Source organism: Achromobacter sp. NFACC18-2 (assembly GCF_900108985.1).
GTDB lineage: Bacteria > Pseudomonadota > Gammaproteobacteria > Burkholderiales > Burkholderiaceae_B > Achromobacter.
Genome location: NZ_FNYM01000022.1, coordinates 52,474 through 65,830, shown reverse-complemented (window position 1 = coordinate 65,830; position 13,357 = coordinate 52,474). Strand labels below are relative to the sequence as shown.

Sequence of the window (13,357 nt, the reverse complement as noted above, 5' to 3'; positions counted from 1 at the left end):
TCGCATTCGACGAGGTGCCTGGCGCATGTCCGCTCTGCCGTCAGCGGCTGCGCCGCAGTCCGCATCCCCCACCCCGGGCCAGGCCTCGCGCTTTCTGGCGCAGGCCACGTTCGGCCCCACGCCGGACGATATCCAGGCCGTCGTGCGTGACGGGTACGCTGCCTGGCTGGACGCGCAGCTGGCGATGCCGCCGTCGCAGACGCATTTCGATTGGCTGCTGTTGCAGCAGAAGAACACCGAGGCCTTCAAGGGCAACGGCATCAACGCGCCGCTGGAATCCACGTTGTGGCGCAAATTCATCAGCGCGCCCGACCAGGTGCGCACGCGGGTCGCGTTTTCGCTGTCGGAGATCTTCGTCGTCGGCGTGTCATCCATCACCGCATCGTGGCCGCTTTTCGGCGCGGCGGGCTTCATGGACCTGCTCGCCGAGCACGCGCTGGGCAACTACCAGGACCTGCTGACCGCCGTGACGCGCAATCTCTCGATGGGCTGCATGCTGACGTATCGCGGCAACCGCAAGGAAGACCCCAAGACCGGCCGCCATCCCGACGAGAACTACGCGCGCGAGGTCATGCAGCTTTTCAGCATCGGCCTGCTGGAACTGGAACAGGACGGCACGGTGAAACGGGTCAACGGCGCGCCCGTGGAAACCTACACCAACGCCGACGTGCAGGGCCTGGCCAAGGTCTTCACCGGCTGGGACATCAACGGCCCGGAAACGGACGTAGAGTTCCATCGCCGTCCCATGGCGCTGAACAACGCCCTGCACTCCCTGTCGGAAAAGCGCTTCCTGGGCGCCGTCATCCCGCCCGGCACCGACGGCCACCTGTCGCTCAAGCGCGCCATGGAAGTCATCAGCGCCCACCCGAACGTGGGGCCATTCATCGGCATGCAGCTCATCCAGCGCATGGTGACCAGCAATCCCAGTCCCGCCTACGTCGGCCGCGTGTCGGCCGTGTTCAACGACGACGGCCGTGGCCGGCGCGGCAACCTGAAAGCGGTGGTGCGCGCCATCCTGCTGGATCCGGAGGCGCGCCAGCCGGACCTGGGCTCGCCCTACTGGGGCAAGGTGCGCGAGCCCATCCTGCGCTTTTCGGGTTGGGCGCGCGCCTTCGGGGCGACATCCACCAACGGCGAATGGGCCATGCCGGACACCACCGACAACACCATCCGGCTGGCGCAGAGCCCGATGCGGTCGGCGACGGTGTTCAACTTCTTCCGGCCGCGCTACGTGCCGCCGGTGACCGAACTGGCCCGGCGCCACCTGGTTGCGCCGGAACTGCAGATCACGGACGAGACCAGCATCGCCGGCTACCTGAACTTCCTGGCGATCTACGCGGACCGCGGCTGGGAAGACCTGCAGACCGACTACGCGCCGGAGATCGCGCTCGCCGGGAATCCGGAGGCGCTGGTGGCGCGCGTGGTGCTGCTGCTGGCGGGCGACGCCTTCAGCCCGCGCACGGCAGCCGCCATCGCCCAGGCGGTCGCCACGCTGCCGCCGGACCGCCCGCGCGACCGGGTCCGCGCCGCCATCATGCTGGTGGCCGCCACCCCTGAATATCTGGTGCAGAAATGACAGACCGCCCCAGCCTCGACCGCCGCGGTATGGACCGCCCCGGTGTCGACCGCCGCGGTATCGACCGCCGCGACTTTCTGCTGCGCGCCTGCGCGCTGGGCGCGACCGGGGCCGCCGCCCCGCTGGCGCTCAATCTCGCCGCGATCGGCGCGGCGGCGGCGCAATCCGCTCCGCCGGCCTACAAGGCGCTCGTGTGCGTCTTCCTTTACGGCGGCAACGATCCCTACAACACGCTGGTTCCCTACGATCCGTCGTCCTACCGCGCCTATGCCGCGGCGCGCGGCGACATCGCCCTGCCCCGCGACGCGCTGCGCGCCACGGCGCTGCGCGGCAAGGCGGACACGCAGGGCGGCATGCAGTTCGCCCTGGCGCCGGCGCTCGCGCCGCTGGCCCCGCTGTACGAGCGCGGCGAGATGGCCGCGCTGCTGAACGTGGGCCCGCTGATCGTGCCCACCACCAAGGCCGAATACATCGGCGCGCGCGTGCCCCTGCCGCCCAAGCTGTTCTCGCACAACGACCAGCAATCCGTCTGGCAGGCGCTGGCCCCCGAGGGCGCCTCGTCGGGCTGGGCCGGCCGGCTGACGGACCTGTTCGCGGACGCGAATGCGCAGCGCACCTTCACCGGCATCACGGCCGGCGGCAGCACCGTGCTGCTGGCGGGCCGCAAGGTGGCGGGCTATCGGGTCGGCATCAACGGGTCCACGCAGATCGACCTGCTGCAGCGCGACATGTACGGCTCCAGCGCCTGCACCGCCCTGCTGCGCGCGCTGATCACCGAGCCGCGCGAGCACCTGATGGAGCGCGAAATGTCGCGCATCGCCGCCCAGTCCATCTCCGCCGACAAGCGCCTGCGCGCGGCCCTGGCCGACGTGGCGGTCCCCGGCGACTTTTCCTCGCCGCTCGCGCAGCAGTTGCGGATCGTCGCGCGCATCATCGGCGCCCGCGAGGCGCTGGGCGCGCGCCGCCAGGTGTTCTTCGTGTCGCAGAACGGCTATGACAACCACACCGGCCTGAACGACACCCACCCCGCCTTGCTGAAGGAGCTGGGTCAGGGGCTGGCGGCATTCCAGCAGGCACTGTCGGCGATGGGCGTGGCGGAACAGGTCACCACCTTCACGGCGTCCGAGTTCGGCCGCACGCTGGGCTCCAACGGCAACGGCTCGGATCACGGCTGGGGCTCGCACCATTTCGTGCTGGGCGGCGCGGTCAACGGCGGCCGCTGCTACGGCGCCCATCCGGAGATCGCCCTGAACGGGCCAGGCTTCGTCGACAATGGCCGCCTGCTGCCCACCACGGCGGTCGATCAGTTGGGCGCCGAACTGGGCGCGTGGTTCGGCGCCAGCCGGGACGACCTGCGGACGGTGTTCCCGAATTTGCGGCATTTCGGTCCTGAGCCGTTGGACATTCTGGCGCACCGCCCCGCATCCGTTCTATAACGTCATGCATACGGCCCGCCCGCCTGGCGGCGGCGCATGGCGTTTCCTTTCATTTCCTTCGCACCGCACGATGAACCTGTCCCCCGATCTGGCGCTGCAGTCCGCCACCGAAGAAGACCTGCCGTTCCTGTTGTCCCTGCGCAAGTCGACCATGACCGAGCATCTGCGGCGCGCCGGGGCGCCGTTGGACGACGCGCAGCACCTGGCGCGGATCCAGTACCGCTTCGACGACGCGCAGATCGTCTGGCTGGGCGGCCGGCCGGCCGGGCTGTTCAAGCATTACCGCGACGCCGTGGGCTGGCGCATCGTGCAGATCCAGATCGATCCCGCTTTCCAGGGCCAGGGGCTGGGCCGCCGGCTGCTGGCCGGGGTACTGGACCGGGCGGACGCGGAAGGCGCGCCCGTCACGTTGAGCGTGCTGAAAGGCAATCCCGCCCGGCGGCTGTACGAAGCGCTGGGCTTCACCCCCGTCGAGGAGACCGAGCTGGAGCATGAAATGCGGTATGAACCCGGCGCAGTCCGGCCGGGCGCCTGACCTCTCTGCGGTTTTTTTTGGCGCCGCTGGAATAAGGCGGCGCCCGCAAGCGTCCGTAGAGGGCAGTCCCCAACCTTACCCACCTACGAGGCACACCATGCGCAAACACACCGCCGCGGCCCTGGCACTCGCCTGCGCCGCCCTGTTCTCGGCCGGCGCCCACGCCCAGGCCGTCAAGACCCAGGACGGCATCCTGGTCAATAGCGCCGGCATGACGCTGTACACCTTCGACAAGGACTCCGCGGGCAAGAGCGTCTGCGTCGACCAGTGCGCGAAGGCCTGGCCGCCCGCCATGGCCGCCGCCGACGCCAAGCCGATGGGCGACCTGACGATCATCACCCGCGACGACGGCAGCAAGCAGTGGGCCTACAAGGGCAAGCCGCTCTATCTGTTCGCCAAGGACGCCAAGCCGGGCGACAGGACCGGCGACAACGTCAGGGACATCTGGCACGTCGTCAAGCCCTGATCCGGACGGTCGCCCGGCCACGCCATGCGCGCCGAAGACGAAGCCCGCATCCTCGCCTGCATCCCCAGCCTGCGCCGCTACGCGCGCGGGCTGACGGGCGATCCCGACCGGGCCGACGACCTGGTCCAGGACACGCTGGAGCGCGCCTGGAGCCGCTACTCCCGATGGCAGCGGCGCGGCGAGCTGCGCGCGTGGATGTTCGGCATCATGCACAACCATTTCATCGACGGCGTGCGCGCCGCCGGCCGGCGCACCGACGTGACGGTCCCGGGCGACCTGCCCGACGCGCCGGTGCGCGCCACGCAGGCCGACCAGCTCGAGGTGCGGGACCTGGACCGCTGCCTGCAGGCCCTTCCCGCCGAACAGCGCGAAATCCTGCTGCTGATCGCCGTGGAAGACCTGACCTACCAGGAGACCGCCCAGATCCTGTCGGTGCCGATCGGCACCGTCATGTCGCGCCTCTCGCGGGCTCGCGAGAAGCTCGGCGCGCTGATGCAGGGCCGCGACGCCGGCAGGCGCCTGCGGCCCGTACCCACCCCGCGTGAAATGCCATGAACGACAAACGCCTCCAACCGGTTCCCACCGCGGGCACGCCGATCACCGAAGCCGATCTGCATGGCTACGCCGACGGCCAACTGCCGGCCGCGCGCCATGCGGAGGTGGCCGCCTTCCTGGCCGCGCATCCGCAGGACCAGACCCGCGTGGACGACTGGCAGGCGCAGCGGCGCGCGCTGCGCGCCATGCTGGACCCGGTGCTGGACGAGCCCCTGCCGTTGCGCCTGCCGCTCAAGGCGCCCGCTCGCGCTTGGCCCTGGCGCGCGCTGGCGGCCAGCGTGGCGGTCGCCGTGGTCAGCGCCAGCGCGGCGTGGGTCGCGCGCGGCGCGATGGACGCGCGCCACCTGCAAACGGTGCTGGCGGCTGCCGGCGCGGACCGCGCCGCGGCCAGCTACGCGCAGCGCGCCGCCATCGCCCACGCGGTCTATGCGCCCGACATGGGCCGCCCCGTCGAGGTCGGCGCCGACAACGAGAAGGGGCTGGTGACCTGGCTGACCAAGCGCATGGGCGAGCCGATGCGCGCGCCGTCGCTGTCGCAGGCGGGGTATGCGCTGATCGGCGGACGCCTGCTGCCCGGCGGCGCGGGGCCGGTGGCGCAATTCATGTACGGCGCGGCCGACGGCCAGCGCCTGACCCTGTACGTCACGCGCGAAGCGGCCGGCGGACAGAATGCCTTCCAGTTCACGCAGGAAGGCCCGGTGCGGGTGTTCTATTGGGTCGAAGGCGGGCTCGGCTATGCCTTGTCCGGCACCGTCAGCCGCGATGAGCTGCAGCGCGTGTCGCAAGAGGTCTATCGGCAGCTTCAGGGCGAGGGCCAGGGCTAGGTCCCGATCGCCCAGCGCCCCCGGCCCGCGGCCGGCGGGGCGCATCCGGCCGGCATCCGGCCTGCATCTGACCTATCCCCGGCCTTCGCCTGGCCTTCATCCCGCGCTGGCGCGCGCCTCGTGCAGCATGTGCAGCGTGATCTTGCGGACCTCGGCCTTGCTCATGTCGATATGGGACCGCAGCATGCGCCCCGCCTCGTCGGCGCGGCGCGCCAGCACCGCGCGCAGGATGGCCGCGTGCTCGTCGTAGGTGGCGTCGACGCGGAAATCCTTGGTGAAATCCAGCCGCCGCACGATGCGGATCTTTTCCGTGACGTCGCGGTGGATCAGCGCCATCTCGGGATTGCCCGCGGCGGCCACCAGCGAGCAATGAAACGCCTCATCCAGCTGCGCCACCAGCCGCCCGTCCAGGATGCGCTGCGGCGGCGGCACCAGCCACACGTCGGTCAGCGCGCCCAGGATCCCGGTCGTGTCCATGTGTTCGCGCGCGCACAGCTTGTCCACGGCCGCCAGTTCCAGCACCACGCGCACGTCGTACAGCGCCTCGAAGCGTTCGAAGTCGAACGGACGGACCTGCCAGCCGCTGCGCGGACGAGCCAGCACGAAGCCCTCGCGTTCCAGGCGCGCCAGGCCGAGCCGCACGGGGGTGCGGCTCACGCCCAGGCGCGCCACCAGGTCGGCCTCGGTGAAGCGTTCGCCGGGCAGCATGCGAAAGGCGAACAGGTCGTCCTTGATGCGCTGGTAGACCTGATCGGCCAGCGAGCCGGCCAGCGCCGGCGCCTGGCGGATGGCCGGACCGGCCTGGACGGCTTCCAGGCGCATCATCCGGCGACGACGCACGTGGCGTCTTCAGTGATGACGATGAGCGGATCGCCCGCGTTCACGGGCTTGCCGGGGACGCAGCGGATGGCCGACACCGTGCCCGACACGGGCGAGATGACGGACAGCTCCATCTTCATGGCTTCGACCACCACCAGCGTGTCGCCGGCCGAGACGCTCTGCCCCACCTGGACCGGGATCTTCCAGATGTTGCCGCACATGTCGGCGCTGACCAGGCGCTCGCCGTCGCGCAGGACGGTCTCGGCCTCGGGTTCGGCGGCAGGCGGTTCGGCCGCCACGTCTTCCGTCTTCCAGAGCGCCACCTCGGCATCGAAGGCCGTCTTCTGGCGGGCCTGGAAGTCGGCGATGCTGTCGGCCTGTTCGGCCAGGAAACGCTGGTGCGCCGCGAAGTCGAACATCTCTTCTTCGATGCGGACCGTGGCGCGGCCTTCGCGGAAATCCTCGCGCAGGACGTCGAGTTCGGCTTCCGTGACGGGATAGAAGCGCACCTGATCGAAAAAGCGCAGCAGCCAGGGCTTGCCGTCCTGGAACACCGGGTTCTTCAGGAATTTGTTCCAGATGGGCAGCGTGCGGCCAACGAGCTGGTAGCCGCCCGGCGAATCCATGCCGTAGATGCACATGTACACGCCGCCGATGCCCACCGTGCCTTCGGCCGTGAAGGTGCGCGCCGGGTTGTACTTGGACGTCAGCAGGCGATGGCGCGGATCGATCGGCACCGCGCACGGCGCGCCCAGGTAGACGTCGCCCAGGCCCATGATCAGGTAGCTCGCGTCAAATACGATGCGGCGCACCTCGTCGCGGTCGTCCAGGCCGTTGATGCGCTGGATGAAGTCCACGTTGTTCGGCAGCCAGGGCGCGCTGGCGCGCACGGTCTCCTGGTAGCGCTGCACGGCGCCCAGCGTGGCGGAATCCTCGAACGCCATGGGCAGGTACACGACGCGCGTCGGCACCTTCAGCGTGGCGACGTCGGCCAGCCCCGCCTCGATCTCCAGCAGCTTCGCGATCAGCGCGCCTTGCAGAATGACGCGGCTGTCGTAGCGGATCTGCAGCGACCGCACGCCCGGCGACAGCTCCAGCACGCCCGAGACGGGGTCGGCGTTCAGCGCCTCCATCAACAGGTGGATGCGCATGCGCAGCGCCAGGTCCAGCACGTTGTCGCCGTATTCCAGCAGCAGGTAGCCGTCGCCCGCCTGCCGGTACGACACGGACGGGCGCGCGCCTTCGGCCGGCAGCGCGGCGACGATGGTCTCGGAGACGGTGGCGGGCACCGGCGCGGGCGCGGTCGCCGCGGGCGCCGCCAGCGCCAGGTCGACGATGCTCCGGTCCTGCGCGGCTTCCAGCGCCACCGCCTGCGGGTAGTCGATGCGTACGAACCGGATGCGGTCGCCGGGCTTGACCTGCCCGACCTTCCACAACTCGGCGCGGGCGATGGTGACGGGGCACACGAAGCCGCCCAGGCTGGGGCCATCGCGCGTCAGGATGACGGGGCTGTCGCCGGTGAAGTTGATGCTGCCGACCGCGTATTCGCAATCATGGATGTTGGACGGATGCAGCCCCGCCTCGCCGCCGTTCTCGCGCGCCCAGGTGGGCTTGGGGCCGATCAGGCGCACGCCCAGGCGGTTGGAGTTGTAGTGCACCTCCCAGTCCGCGGCGAAGAAGGCGTCGATGGCTTCGGGCTGGAAAAAGTCCGGCGCGCCATGCGGGCCGTACAGCACGCCGATTTCCCAGGTGTTGCCGTATTCGGGAATCAGCGCGGCGGGCGCGGCCTGGGGCTGCGCCTGGGGCGCCGCCGCCGTCGCGCCGGCCAGTTCATGCCGCATCACGGGCAGCATGTCGCCCACGCGCAGCGTGCGGCCGGCATGGCCGCCGAACTGGCCCAGTGCAAAGGTGGAACGGCTGCCCAGGTAGAGCGGCACGTCCAGGCCGTTGCGCACCGCCAGATAGCTGCGGCAGCCGGACAGCGCGCGGCCGGTGGCCAGCACTTGCCCCGAGCGCACGGAGATGGGTTGCCACATGGGCACGGGCTCGCCGTCCAGCGTGGCGGCGCAGGACGCCCCGGTCAGCGCCACGACCGCGTCGCCGTGAAAGCGCAGCGTCGGGCCGACCAGCGTGGTTTCCAGGCCGGCCGCGTCCGGCGCGTTGCCCACGATGCGGTTGGCGATGCGAAAGGCGTAGTCGTCCATAGGCCCGGACGGCGGCACGCCGATGTCCCAGTAGCCGGCACGGCCGGGATAGTCCTGCACGCTGGTGTAGGTGCCCGCTTCCAGCACCTCGATGGCCGCGGGCCGGTACGCGAAGCTTTCCAGAAAGCGCGTGGACAGCTTGCCGGCGCGGAACCGTTCGTCGGCGACGATCTGGCGCAGGTAGTCCAGGTTGGTCGCGATGCCGTGCAGCCGCGTACGGGCCAGCGCGTCGGCCAGCTTGTCCAGCGCGGCCTCGCGCGTGTCCGCGTGCACGATCAGCTTGGCCAGCATCGGGTCATAGAAGGCGGGCACGTCCGTGCCGGTCTCGACCCAGCCGTCGACCCGCACGCCATCCGGGAAGGACACTTCGGTCAACACCCCGGGCGAAGGCTGGAACTGGCGCAGCGGATCCTCGGCGTACAGGCGCACCTCGATGGATGCGCCCTGCGGGGCGCGCGACATGGCCGCGTAGTCCAGCGGTTCGCCCGCCGCGACACGCAGCATGCATTCCACCAGGTCCAGGCCGGTGACGGCCTCGGTGACCGGATGTTCGACCTGCAGGCGCGTGTTGACCTCCAGGAAATAAAAGCTGTCGCGCGCGGGGTCGTAGATGAACTCCACCGTGCCGGCGGAGCGGTATTTCACGGATTCGCCGAGCTTGACGGCGGCGTCCAGGAGCGCGGCGCGCGTGGCGGCCGGCAAGGCCGGCGCCGGCGTTTCCTCAATGACCTTCTGGTTGCGGCGCTGCACCGAGCAATCGCGTTCGCCCAGCGCCAGCACGCGGCCCGCGCCGTCGCCGAAGATCTGCACCTCGACGTGCCGCGCATTGTCCACATAGCGTTCGATGAAGGCGCCGCCATCGCGGAAGAAGTGTTCGCCCATGCGCTGCACGCTGTCGAACGCCACCGTGAGTTCGGCCTCGTTCTCGCAGCGCGACAGGCCGATGCCGCCGCCGCCCGCCGTGCTCTTGAGCATCACCGGATAGCCGATGCGCTCGGCCTGCGACAACGCCTCGCCCAGGCTGGCGAGCAGCCCGGTGCCGGGCGTCATCGGCACGCCGGCCTCGGCCGCCAGTTCGCGCGAACGGTGCTTCAGGCCGAACTCGCGGATCTGCAGCGGAGTGGGACCGACGAAGGCAATGCCCGCGGCCTCGCAGGCTTCGGCGAAATCGGCGCTCTCGGAAAGAAAGCCATAGCCCGGATAGATCGCCTGCGCGCCATGCTCGCGCGCGGCGGCCAGCAGCAGATCCATGCGCAGGTAACTGTCTGCCGCTTTCTCGCCGCCCAGCGCGACGGCCACGTCGGCCTCGCGCACATGCGCGGCGTTGCGGTCCGGGTCGGAATAGACCGCGACGCTGCGGATGCCCAGGCGCTTGAGGGTGCGGATGGCGCGGACGGCGATTTCGCCGCGGTTTGCAATCAGAACGGTATCGAACACGATGCGACTCCCAGGTATAGGGCGGGGTTATCGGGTGGCGGCGCCGAGGCTGGCCAGGTAGGCGCGCCAGCCGCCGAAGGCGGTGATGTCGCGCGCGCCGTCCAGGCCGCGCGGCTCGCAGATGAAGCCCTTGACGAGCCGGCCGTCGGCCAGCTCCAGCGTGCCGATGCCCAGCGGCGCGGGAATCTCGGCCACGAAGGCGCCGAACGCCGTCACCGGCACGTCCCACAGCTCGACCTCGATGGCGGCGCCGCTTTCCATCTTCACCAGCCCGGGCTTGGGCGGCGTGGTGTTGGCCAGCGCGAAGAGGCGGTAGTCGCCCGCCGTCGCGGTCTTCTCCACGAACACCGCATGGCGCGACGTCAGTTGATGGTTCAGCGGCATGCCGGTCAGGTGCGCGCCCACGACCGCGACGCGCACGGTATCGGCGGACGGCGCGGTGTCCGCGGCGATGGACGGCAAGGGCTCGCCCGTGGCGCCCAGCGGCAGGCCGCGCCGGGCCTGCCACTGGCGGCCGAACTGCGCCAGCGCACGGTCCTGCCAGGCCAGGCCGATCAGCGTGATGCCCGAGGGCAGGCCGTCGGCCCGCATGCCGGCCGGCACCGCCAGCGCGGACAGGTCGGCCAGGTTGGCGAAATTGGTATAGACGCCCAGGCGGGAATTGAGCGTGACGGGGTCCGCCTCCAGTTGCGCGATGGTGTAGATGGAAGGCGAGGTCGGCACGACCAGCGCGTCAAAGCCCTCCAGCGCGCGATGGATTTGGCGCGTCAGCTCGGCGCGCCGGTATTCGGCCTCGAACGCGTCCAGCGCGCTGTAGTTGGCGGCCTGCTCGACGATGCCGCGCACGACCGGATTGATGGCGTCGGGATTTTCCTTCCACAAGTCCTGCACGGCGGCAAAGCGCTCGGCCACCCAGGGCCCCTGGTACAGCAGCGCGGCCAGTTCGTTGAAAGGCCCGAAGTCGATGGGCTCGACCTGCGCGCCGTCCGCGCGCAGCGCCCGCACCGCATCCTCGAACACGGCGGCGGCCTGCGCGTCGCCAAAGAACTCCAGCGATGCGGGCACCGCCAGCCGCGGCGTCTTGGGCCACGGCAGCGACGCGCCGGCCGGCATGCGGCGTGAATACGGGTCGGCGTCGTCATAGCCGCCCGCCACGGCGGCGACCTTCTCGGCATCGTCCACCGTCAGCGCGAAGATCGACACGCAGTCCAGCGTGCGGCAGGCGGGCACCACGCCCGCCGTGCTGAGCCAGCCCTTGGTGGGCTTCAGGCCCACGATGTTGTTGAAACCCGCCGGCACGCGGCCCGATCCCGCGGTGTCGGTGCCCAGCGAAAACGCCGCGATGCCGCGCGCCACCACCGAGGCCGATCCCGAACTGGAACCGCCGCTGACATATTCGGGATTGAAGGTGTTGGCCACGGCGCCATGCGGCGAGCGCGTGCCCACCAGGCCGGTCGCAAACTGATCCAGGTTGGTCTTGCCGATGAGAATGGCGCCGGCCGCGCGCAGGCGGCGCACGACGGTGGCGTCTTCCCGCGCCGTATAGGCGAACTCGGGGCAGGCCGCGGTCGTGGGCCAGCCCGCCGCGTCGATGTTGTCCTTGATGGCGAAGGGCACGCCATACAGCGGCAAACGCGAGAGGTCGCCGCCCGCCGCGGCCAGCAGCAGGCGCAGGCCGTCCAGCTGTTCGTCCAACTGCGCGCGGTCCACGCGCCGTATCCAGGCGTTATCACCGGCGTTATCCGACGCGTCGCCCACGGCGGCATAGCCCGCCAACAGCGCCTCGGGTTGCGCCCCATCGCGGTAGGCGGACTGCCACTGCGCGATCGTCCAACCGGCGGGGCTCTTCTGCGTTGCTGCGGCATTCATGCTGGAATCCTTTCTTGTATACAAGTACGGATTCCCAAGCAATCTGCGTGCCATGTTGGCCGCAACCTTGGCCTTCCCTCTGGAATGCCGATCCCCCCTGCGCCGATTGCGGTCCGGCCGCCGCCCCGCGCCGTGCGCACCGCACCGAGATCGGGCGGATCGCGCACCTGTCTTGTGCACGCCGCACCGTTTTGATCGCGCCGGCGCCGCGCGGCCGACGCCTCCCGCATTCGCGTAAACACCCCCTCCTCATACAGCGGCCGCGGCCTGCGCCATCACTTGGCACGCGTTTTGCTTTTGAGTCCTACGTTGTCGGGTGTTGTTCAGAACGTTCTCGCCGGCCAGACCGGCCCATTCCATCCAGGAGTCACCATGAAACGCAGACTAGCCCTTAAGCAACTGACCGCCGTGAGCCTGTTGGCCATGTCCGGGTGGATGCCGCAGGTACACGCCGCCGAAGACACCATCAAGGTCGGCATCCTGCATTCCCTCTCGGGCACCATGGCCATCTCGGAGACGTCGCTCAAGGACGTGGCCCTGATGACCATCGACGAGATCAACGCCAACGGCGGCGTGATGGGCAAGAAGCTCGAAGCCGTGGTCGTGGACCCCGCGTCGAACTGGCCGCTGTTCGCCGAGAAGTCCCGCCAGCTCCTGTCGCAGGACAAGGTGGCCGTGGTCTTCGGCTGCTGGACCTCGGTGTCGCGCAAATCGGTGCTGCCGGTCTTCAAGGAACTGAACGGCCTGCTCTTCTACCCGGTGCAATACGAAGGCGAAGAGCTGGAAAAGAACGTGTTCTACACGGGCGCCGCACCCAACCAGCAGGCGATTCCGGCCGTGGAATACCTGATGAGCGAAGACGGCGGCGGCGCCAAGCGCTTCGTGCTGCTGGGCACCGACTACGTCTACCCCCGCACCACCAACAAGATCCTGCGCGCCTTCCTGCATTCCAAGGGCGTGAAGGACAGCGACATCGAAGAGGTCTACACGCCGTTCGGCCATTCCGACTACCAGACCATCGTGGCCAACATCAAGAAGTTCGCCACGGGCGGCAAGACGGCCGTCATCTCCACGATCAACGGTGACTCCAACGTGCCCTTCTACAAGGAACTGGGCAACGCCGGGCTGAAGGCCACCGACGTGCCGGTCGTGGCGTTCTCGGTCGGCGAAGAAGAGCTGCGCGGCGTGGACACCAAGCCGCTGGTGGGCCACCTGGCCGCGTGGAACTACTTCCAGTCGGTCAAGAACCCCGTCAACGACGCCTTCATCGCCAAGTGGAAGGCCTACGCCAAGGCCAAGAACCTGCCCAACGCCAACACGGTCGTGACGAACGACCCGATGGAAGCCACCTACATCGGCATCCACATGTGGAAGCAGGCCGTCGAACAGGCCAAGACCACCGACGTGGACAAGGTGATCGCGGCCATGGGCGGACAGAAGTTCAACGCGCCCGACGGCTACACCATCGAGATGGACAAGACCAACCACCACCTGCACAAGCCGGTCTACATCGGCGAGATCAAGGCGGACGGCCAGTTCAGCGTGGTGTGGAAGAGCAAGGGCCCGATCCGCGCCCAACCGTGGAGCCCGTACATCCCGGGCAACGAAGGCAAGCAAGGCCTCTAAAGGAAAGGGC

At 69.5% G+C, this 13,357-nt stretch carries 10 protein-coding genes; 7 read left to right on the top strand and 3 right to left on the bottom strand.

What is annotated here, in order from left to right; all coding sequences use genetic code 11:
* Nucleotides 1-25 precede the first annotated feature (25 nt).
* The 6 genes from BMW75_RS26235 (at nt 26) to BMW75_RS26210 (ending at nt 5,392) form a co-directional block, all read left to right on the top strand.
* The gene (locus BMW75_RS26235) at nt 26-1,576 is read left to right on the top strand and encodes a DUF1800 domain-containing protein (protein ID WP_092582479.1); all 1,551 of its coding nucleotides are present in this window, start codon (nt 26-28) and stop codon (nt 1,574-1,576) included.
* 29 nt (nt 1,577-1,605) lie between these two features.
* Nucleotides 1,606-3,012, top strand: coding sequence for a DUF1501 domain-containing protein (locus tag BMW75_RS26230; protein WP_092582478.1), 1,407 nt, complete (start codon nt 1,606-1,608; stop codon nt 3,010-3,012).
* Nucleotides 3,013-3,082: 70 nt separating this feature from the next.
* Nucleotides 3,083-3,547 carry a GNAT family N-acetyltransferase gene (locus tag BMW75_RS26225; RefSeq protein WP_076516201.1) on the top strand — a complete coding sequence of 155 codons (465 nt, stop codon included), beginning with the start codon at nt 3,083-3,085 and terminating at the stop codon, nt 3,545-3,547.
* A 97-nt stretch (nt 3,548-3,644) separates the two neighbouring features.
* A complete protein-coding gene (locus BMW75_RS26220; RefSeq protein WP_076516203.1) occupies nt 3,645-4,013 on the top strand; it encodes a COG4315 family predicted lipoprotein in 369 nt (122 codons plus the stop codon).
* Nucleotides 4,014-4,037: 24 nt separating this feature from the next.
* Nucleotides 4,038-4,568 carry an RNA polymerase sigma factor gene (locus BMW75_RS26215; protein ID WP_076516205.1) on the top strand — a complete coding sequence of 177 codons (531 nt, stop codon included), beginning with the start codon at nt 4,038-4,040 and terminating at the stop codon, nt 4,566-4,568.
* Complete coding sequence (locus BMW75_RS26210) at nt 4,565-5,392, top strand: anti-sigma factor family protein (RefSeq protein WP_092582477.1); 828 nt, start codon at nt 4,565-4,567, stop codon at nt 5,390-5,392. The genes BMW75_RS26215 and BMW75_RS26210 overlap by 4 nt, the downstream gene beginning before the upstream one ends.
* A gap of 96 nt (nt 5,393-5,488) precedes the next feature.
* On the opposite strand, the gene BMW75_RS26205 is transcribed toward BMW75_RS26210, so the two are convergent.
* Genes BMW75_RS26205 through atzF form a run of 3 tightly spaced genes read right to left on the bottom strand, consistent with a single transcriptional unit; the run spans nt 5,489 to nt 11,721 of the window.
* Nucleotides 5,489-6,217: a GntR family transcriptional regulator gene (locus BMW75_RS26205; RefSeq protein WP_197685586.1), complete on the bottom strand. Its 729-nt coding sequence runs from the start codon at nt 6,215-6,217 to the stop codon at nt 5,489-5,491.
* Nucleotides 6,214-9,852: an urea carboxylase gene (gene uca, locus BMW75_RS26200; protein WP_092582476.1), complete on the bottom strand. Its 3,639-nt coding sequence runs from the start codon at nt 9,850-9,852 to the stop codon at nt 6,214-6,216. The genes BMW75_RS26205 and uca overlap by 4 nt, the downstream gene beginning before the upstream one ends.
* 27 nt (nt 9,853-9,879) lie before the next feature.
* Nucleotides 9,880-11,721 carry an allophanate hydrolase gene (atzF, locus tag BMW75_RS26195; protein WP_092582475.1) on the bottom strand — a complete coding sequence of 614 codons (1,842 nt, stop codon included), beginning with the start codon at nt 11,719-11,721 and terminating at the stop codon, nt 9,880-9,882.
* 372 nt (nt 11,722-12,093) lie between these two features.
* Between atzF and urtA the strand changes: the two genes are divergently transcribed.
* Complete coding sequence (gene urtA, locus BMW75_RS26190) at nt 12,094-13,347, top strand: urea ABC transporter substrate-binding protein (protein WP_076516213.1); 1,254 nt, start codon at nt 12,094-12,096, stop codon at nt 13,345-13,347.
* Nucleotides 13,348-13,357: the final 10 nt, after the last annotated feature.

Excerpts from the sequence above, each read along its gene's own strand:
- BMW75_RS26235 (WP_092582479.1), top strand. The coding sequence starts at position 26 with ATGTCCGCTCTGCCGTCAGCGGCTGCGCCGCAGTCCGCATCCCCCACC.
- BMW75_RS26230 (WP_092582478.1), top strand. The coding sequence starts at position 1,606 with ATGGACCGCCCCGGTGTCGACCGCCGCGGTATCGACCGCCGCGACTTT.
- BMW75_RS26225 (WP_076516201.1), top strand. The coding sequence starts at position 3,083 with ATGAACCTGTCCCCCGATCTGGCGCTGCAGTCCGCCACCGAAGAAGAC.
- BMW75_RS26220 (WP_076516203.1), top strand. The coding sequence starts at position 3,645 with ATGCGCAAACACACCGCCGCGGCCCTGGCACTCGCCTGCGCCGCCCTG.
- BMW75_RS26215 (WP_076516205.1), top strand. The coding sequence starts at position 4,038 with ATGCGCGCCGAAGACGAAGCCCGCATCCTCGCCTGCATCCCCAGCCTG.
- BMW75_RS26210 (WP_092582477.1), top strand. The coding sequence starts at position 4,565 with ATGAACGACAAACGCCTCCAACCGGTTCCCACCGCGGGCACGCCGATC.
- BMW75_RS26205 (WP_197685586.1), bottom strand. The coding sequence starts at position 6,217 with ATGATGCGCCTGGAAGCCGTCCAGGCCGGTCCGGCCATCCGCCAGGCG.
- atzF (WP_092582475.1), bottom strand. The coding sequence starts at position 11,721 with ATGAATGCCGCAGCAACGCAGAAGAGCCCCGCCGGTTGGACGATCGCG.
- urtA (WP_076516213.1), top strand. The coding sequence starts at position 12,094 with ATGAAACGCAGACTAGCCCTTAAGCAACTGACCGCCGTGAGCCTGTTG.